General features: G+C 74.9%; 6 protein-coding genes. 4 read left to right on the plus strand and 2 right to left on the minus strand.

Going from position 1 to position 6,307, the window contains the following annotated elements; all coding sequences use genetic code 11:
* Window positions 1-51: 51 nt before the first annotated feature.
* On the minus strand, window positions 52-459 hold the full coding sequence (locus ACIA8F_RS29955; RefSeq protein ID WP_399383439.1) for a RidA family protein: 408 nt from the start codon (window positions 457-459) through the stop codon (window positions 52-54).
* A gap of 14 nt (window positions 460-473) precedes the next feature.
* Window positions 474-980 carry an RrF2 family transcriptional regulator gene (locus tag ACIA8F_RS29960; protein ID WP_399383453.1) on the minus strand — a complete coding sequence of 169 codons (507 nt, stop codon included), beginning with the start codon at window positions 978-980 and terminating at the stop codon, window positions 474-476.
* Window positions 981-1,124: 144 nt separating this feature from the next.
* On the opposite strand from ACIA8F_RS29960, the gene ACIA8F_RS29965 reads away from it, so the two are divergent.
* The 4 genes from ACIA8F_RS29965 to ACIA8F_RS29980 all read left to right on the plus strand — a co-directional run bounded on the left by ACIA8F_RS29965 (window position 1,125) and on the right by ACIA8F_RS29980 (window position 6,223).
* Window positions 1,125-1,952 carry a hypothetical protein gene (locus tag ACIA8F_RS29965; protein WP_399383441.1) on the plus strand — a complete coding sequence of 276 codons (828 nt, stop codon included), beginning with the start codon at window positions 1,125-1,127 and terminating at the stop codon, window positions 1,950-1,952.
* Between the two features lie 93 nt (window positions 1,953-2,045).
* A complete protein-coding gene (locus ACIA8F_RS29970) occupies window positions 2,046-4,088 on the plus strand; it encodes an FUSC family protein (protein ID WP_399383443.1) in 2,043 nt (680 codons plus the stop codon).
* A gap of 124 nt (window positions 4,089-4,212) precedes the next feature.
* The gene (locus tag ACIA8F_RS29975; protein WP_399383444.1) at window positions 4,213-4,950 is read left to right on the plus strand and encodes a hypothetical protein; all 738 of its coding nucleotides are present in this window, start codon (window positions 4,213-4,215) and stop codon (window positions 4,948-4,950) included.
* Between the two features lie 16 nt (window positions 4,951-4,966).
* Window positions 4,967-6,223, plus strand: a complete 1,257-nt coding sequence (locus ACIA8F_RS29980; protein ID WP_399383446.1) for a sensor histidine kinase — start codon at window positions 4,967-4,969, stop codon at window positions 6,221-6,223.
* Window positions 6,224-6,307 lie beyond the last annotated feature (84 nt).

Genomic DNA, 6,307 nt, shown 5'->3' on the forward strand with positions numbered 1-6,307 from the left:
TCATCCAGGGCACACCCGCAACCCGTGACCGGCAACCGGAGCAGCCGGCGGCTACGCGCCGGGGGGCGTCCGCACCGCCACCGCGTCGATCTCGAAGAGCATGTCCGGCAGGGCGAGCGCGGCCACGCCGATCAGCGTCTGGGCGGGCAGTTCGGTGCCCCAGGCGGCGTGCAGGTGCTTCAGCAGCACGTCCAGCTTCTGCTGGTCGTGTCCGACGACGTACGTCCCGATGCGGACCACGTCGCCGAGGCCCAGCCCGACGGCCTCCAGGGCGGTGCGGAGGTTCGCGAAGGCCTGCGCGACCTGGGCGTCGAAGGCGTCGGAGACCACGTGGCCGGCCGGGTCGGAGCCGTACTGGCCGGCTATGAAGACCTGCTCTCCGGGTGCGGAGGCGACGTGGCTGTAGCCGTAGCCGGTGGGGTCGTGGAGTTCTGCCGGGTTGGTGATGCTGCGCGTCATTCCAAGCTCCTGGGTCAGTTGTCCGGTGTGCGCTGGGTGCTGGGCACGGGGTGTGCGGCGGCGAGCCAGGCGCGGAGCCGCTCGGGGGCTTCGGGGGCCTGCCGTTCGGCCTGCTGCCGGATCTCGTCGAGGGTCTGGGCGGCCAGTGCGCGGCGCCAGGCCAGTTCGGCCCGGCCCATCGCGTGCGCGATGGCGCAGTCGGCCGCGGGCGGCTCCGCCCCGCCGCCGGGGCCCTGCTGCCGGATCTCCGCGCACCGGAAGGCCTCGTCGGGCCCTTCGACGGCGGCGACCACGTCCATGAGCGTGATGGAGTCGAGCGGGCGCGCGAGGCGGAAGCCGCCCCGCGGGCCGGGAGTGGAGCTGACGATGCCCGCCCGGGCCAGGGCCTGGAGCTGCTTGTTGAGGTACGCGGCGGGCAGCTCGTGCCAGGCCGCCAGCCGGGCCGCCGAGACCGCCCGGCCGTCACCGCTCCAGGCCAGGTTGAGGCAGCTGTGCAGGGCCCATTCGACGCCCTCGCTCATCTTCATAACCTGGATATTAGATGTCCAGATTAACGTCGGCAAGAGAAACACGCCCGACCGGGCCGTCCGGCTCCGCGCGCGCCCGCACCACCCGCCCGCACCACCCGGCTCGCGCCGCGCGCCCGGCCCCCTTTCGCTGGTGACGTGCGGACCTTCCTCTCGGCGGTACTCATCGCGCTCGTGGCCCTGCTGGTGCCCGCGAGCGCCGTCGCGTACTGGGCCGACCACGAGCTCGGCAGCGCCGACCGGTACACCGCGGCCATGTCCCCGCTCGCCTCGGATCCCGCCGTGCAGAACCTCGTCGTCACCCAGGCCGGCCGGGCCCTCTCGGGCCAGATCGATGCCGGCCCCTTCCAGGGCGGGGTCGACACCCTGCTCGGCGAGGCCCTGCGCTCCTTCGTCGGCACGCCGGCCTACCGGACCGCCTGGGACGCGGCGAACCGCGCCGCCCACGGCGCCTTCTTCCAAGCCCTGACCAACGGTGACGGCAACGCCGTGACCATCGACCTCGCACCCGTGATCGCCAGCATCAAGGGCGATCTCATCGAGAACGGGGTGCCGCTCGCCGACCGCATCCCCGAGACCCACCTCTCGGTGAAGGTCATGGAGTACGACAACCTCGGCGCGCTCCGGAAGGGCTTCCGCATGCTGCAGATCGCCGGGGTCTGGCTCCCCCTGCTCACCGTGGCGCTGGCCGCGGTCGCCATCGCCGTCGCCGTCCGGCGCCGCCGGGCCGTCGTGTCCACCGGGCTGGGGCTGGCCGTCGGAGCCGTCCTGCTGTGGGCGGCCGTGGTCCTGTGCCGCCGCCTCACCCTGGACGACCTGCCGGCCGACATCGACCGGGCGGCCGCCGCCGCGGTGTACGACGCGCTCACGGCGTTCCTGCGCACCACCGCCTGGGTGGTGCTGGCCGTCGGACTGGCCGCCGCACTGGCCGCCTGGCTGACCGGCCGACTGCGCCGCACCCCATAAGCTCGGAACGGGCGGATTGGCACGCAAATCCGTAGAAGAATCCTTAGAGCAGCACAGAAGAACCGATTCACGAGCGGCGGCACGGAAGCGGGCATGAGCACCGAACGCACCGAAGACATACCGCCCGGGCGGACCGGCCGGACGACACGGGCCGGGCTGACGGCAGCCGGACGCTTCCGTCCGCCGGCCCCGCCCGCCTGGCTGCTGAAGGGGCTGCGTCCCAGCTCCGCGCCGATCCCCTGGGCCGCCGCACTGCGCGCGGCCGTCGCCCTGGCCCTGCCGCTGGCCGTCGGCTTCGCCCTCGACGAGCCCGAGTACGGCGCGCTCGTCTCCATGGGCGCCCTGTCCGGGGTCATCGGCGACACCGCCGACGCCTACCGGATGCGGATCCTGAACATCGCCGTGCCCCAGCTCTTCGGGGCCGTGGGCGTCGCTCTGGGCACCCTGGTCTTCGGGCACGGCTGGGTCGCGGTCGGCGTCCTCACCCTGATCGCCCTGGTCTCCGGGATGATCTCCTCCATCGGCACCGTCGCCTCCGTCTCCGGCCTGCTGCTCCTGCTGAACGCCGTGGTCGGCGCCGGTCTGCCGATGCCCAGTCCCTGGTGGACGGCCCCGCTGCTGCTGAGCGCCGGCGGACTGTTCGTCCTCCTGCTGACCCTGCTGGGCTGGCCGCTGCGCGGCCGGCTGCCGGAGCGGGCCGCCGTCGCCGCCGCCTACCGGGCGCTGGCCGACAGCCTGGAAGCCGCGGGCGGACCGGGCCCCGCCTACGAGGAGCGCCGCCAGCAGCTCACCCAGGCCCTGAACCACGCCTACGACCTGGTCCTGGGCCGCCGGGCCCGGGTGCACGGCCACAGCCCCTCGCTCGTGCGGATGCTGGCCCAGCTGAACGTGCTGATCCCGCTCGTCGAGGCCGCGCCCGCCGCGCACCTGCGCCGCAGACCCCTCTCGCCGGCGATCCCGGCGGCCGTACGGGAACTGGCCACGGCCGTCGAGCAGGGCCGCACGGACACCCCCGTACTGGACCTGCCCCCGCCCGACGGCCAGTCCGAGCGGGCCATCGACGCCGCCCTGCGGCACGCCGCGACCATCGTTCCGCTGGCCGAACCGGACATGCACAACGTCGACGACCGGCTCGGCCGGCCCGCCGCGCTGCGGGTCCGGGCCCGCCGGGTGGTCCGCGACATGATGTTCTCCCGGGCCTCCTGGCGGTACGGGCTGCGGCTCGCGCTGTGCATCGGGCTGGCGCAGGCCCTCGTGTCGGTGGTGGAGATCGAGCGCTCCTACTGGGTCGCGCTCACCGTCACCTTCGTCCTCAAGCCCGACTTCGGCTCGGTGTTCTCCCGGGCCGTGCTGCGCGCCCTGGGCACCGCGGGCGGGCTCGTCGTCGCGGCCGCCGTGCTCTCGGAAGTGCCGCGCGGGTGGTGGGACGTGCCCGTCATGGTGGTCCTGGCGGCCCTCATCCCCGCCTTCTCGGTCAAGGGCTACGCCTTCCAGACCGCGGCGATCACCCCGGTCATCCTGCTCCTCTCCGACCTGCTCAACCACCAGGGCTTCGACCTCGTCCGGCCCCGGCTGCTCGACAGCCTGATCGGCTGCGCGATCACCCTGATCGCCGGGTACATGCTCTGGCCCGAGAGCTGGCACACCCGGCTCGGCGACCGGCTCGCCGAGACGGTGGACGACGCCGCCCGGTACGTGGAGCGCGCCTTCGGCCCCGTCCCCGACACCGACGCGGGCCGGCAGGCGGCCCGCACCGCCCGGCTTCAGGCCCGCCGCCGCATCTACCGGGAGCTGTCGGGCGTGCGCAGCGAGTTCCAGCGCGCCCTGACCGAGCCGCCGCCGACCGGGGAGCGGGCCGCCGCGTGGTGGCCGCTGGTGGTGGCCGTCGAGCGGATCGTCGACGCGACGACGGCCGCCCGTGTCCGCGTCAACCACGGCGCGCAGCCCCCCGGACCCCACGAGGTCGAGGCGATCGCCGAAGACCTCCGCTCCCTGGCCCACGGCGTCCGCCGCGTGGAAACCCCCGCCCAGCTCCGCCCCACCCCACCCCCCGAGGTGGACGAAACCTCCGTGCTCTCCCCGGTCCGCCAGGAACTCACGGCAGCCCGAGCCCTCGCGAACCCCACCCAGGGCTGACCCCGCCCCGCCGGTGTGTGAGGCGCGGGGGTCCGGGGGCGGAGCCCCTGGCAGCGGCGCCGCGCCGTCCCTCCAATGGCCCCGCCCCCGGGCCACCCCGCCCCCAGCGGGAGAGCATCGGCACATGAGGTCCTTCCCCCGGCGCAGCCGGGCCCTCCTCCTGGCGGCCACCCTGGCGGCGGCGACGGGCTGCGCCGACGTGGAGGGCCTCCAGGACGACGGCGACCTCGGCACGGCGCACGCCCCCCGCACCCTGTGGAAGGACATCCGTCCCGACCCCCCGCCACCCGGCCAGCAGTCCGGCGCGGCCACCGCCCTCCCCGGCCTCGCCAAGGTCCCCGGGCTGTCGATGCAGGGCGTGAGCGCCGTGGACGTCGTACGGGCCGACATCACCGCCGCCAATGCCGCGGACGCCGGCACCGGCCGGCTCGTGGACCCCCGGGCGATCCAGCGCATCGCGCTCTGCACACAGGCTGTGGACGGCGGACCCGACTGCCCCGTCCGCCCCGCGGTCCTCGCCGATGTGACGGGCGACGGCAGGCCGGAGCTGATCACCGCCCTGGACATCGACGGCCGGCTCAGCGAACTGCGCGTCTACACCGTCCAGGACGACGGGACCATCGCCCGGATCCTGTCCCGCCGCGGGGTCCTGGAGGGCGTGGAGGTCGCCGCGGAGCACCTCGCGGTGCGCGAGCCGACCTCGAACCCGAAGAAGGTCTCCATCTCCGACTACGTGTGGGACCCGGACGCCGGGATCATGAACCTCTCCCAGCTCACCCTCGACGAGTGCCCGAACCAGGACGACACCGCCCCCTGCCCGGCCCCGAGCTCCGGCTCCGGCTCCGGCTCCGGCAAGGGCTGAGGAGGCCGGGACCCCGATGCGCCGCACGAGCAGCCTGCGCTGGAAGATCGCGATGACCACCACGGCGGTGTGCTGCGCCGTCGCGGCCGCGCTCGGCATCCTCGTGCACAACGTGGTCGCCCGCCAGCTCGTCGGCGAGGTCCGCAAGGACGTGGACCGGGAGCTGGACTACGCCCTGAGCCAGTACGAGTACGGCACCGCGCACGGGGACGGGAACAGCGACCTCGACCCGCCCGGACTCCCGGCCCCGCTGCGCGCCCTGGTCGCCCGCGGCCTGACCGGTTCCATGACCGGCACCCAGGACGGCAAACCCGTCATGTGGGCGGCCGGACCCGCCGACGGCAAGCCCCTGGCCGTCTGGGTCCCCTTCGAGAGCACCCGCACCCGGCTCCGGGAGATCGACGCGGCGATCCTGGTCTCCGCGGTCCTGGCCGCCGGGGTGGTCGCCCTCGCCGGCATCTTCCTCGCGGGCCGCATCAGCCGCCGGCTCGCCACCACGGCCGCCGTGGCCCGCCGGATCAGCGCCGGGGACCTCGACGCACGTGTCGGCTTCCCGGCCGACGGGGAGGGCTCGCGCCCGCGCTCCCGCGACGAGGTGCGGGACGTGGCCCAGGCCCTCGACTCGATGGCGGCCTCGCTCCAGGCCCGGCTGGAGGCGGAGAAGCGGTTCACGGCCGACGTCGCGCACGAGCTGCGCACCCCGCTCACGGGATCCCTGGCCGCGGCCGCGCTGCTGCCCGAGGGCCGGCCCAAAGAAATGATCAACGACCGGCTCAAGGCCCTGCACCTGCTCACCGAGGACCTGCTGGAGATCTCCCGGCTGGACTCGGGCGTCGAACGGGCCGACCTGGCACGGGTGGAGCTCGGCCGCGCCGTGCAGCGGGCCGCGGCCGGTACCCGGCTGCCCGTCACGGTACGGATCGAGCGGGACGCGGTGGTGCTCACCGACCGGCGACGGCTGGACCGGATCCTGGCCAACCTGCTGGTCAACGCCCACAAGCACGGGCGGCCACCGGTCGAAGTGACCGTCACCGGCCCGCTGGTGACCGTACGCGACCACGGGTCCGGCTATCCGGACGAGCTGATCGCGCAGGGCCCGCGGCGCTTCCGCACCGGGGATCCGGGACGTGGACGGGGCCACGGGCTCGGCCTGACCATCGCGGCCGGGCAAGCGGAGGTGCTGGAGATCGAGCTGCGCTTCTCCAACGCACCTGACGGGGGCGCGGTGACCACGCTCCTGCTGCCGGTCGGGCGTCTGCCGGAGGGCAGTTGAGCGGGGGGGGGGGGGGGGGGGGGGGGGGGGGGGGGGTGGGTGGGCGGGCCCCCCCCCCCCCCCCCGCCGGGGCCCCCCCCCCCG

Source organism: Streptomyces sp. NPDC051563, from assembly GCF_044454225.1.
Classification (GTDB): Bacteria; Actinomycetota; Actinomycetes; order Streptomycetales; family Streptomycetaceae; genus Streptomyces.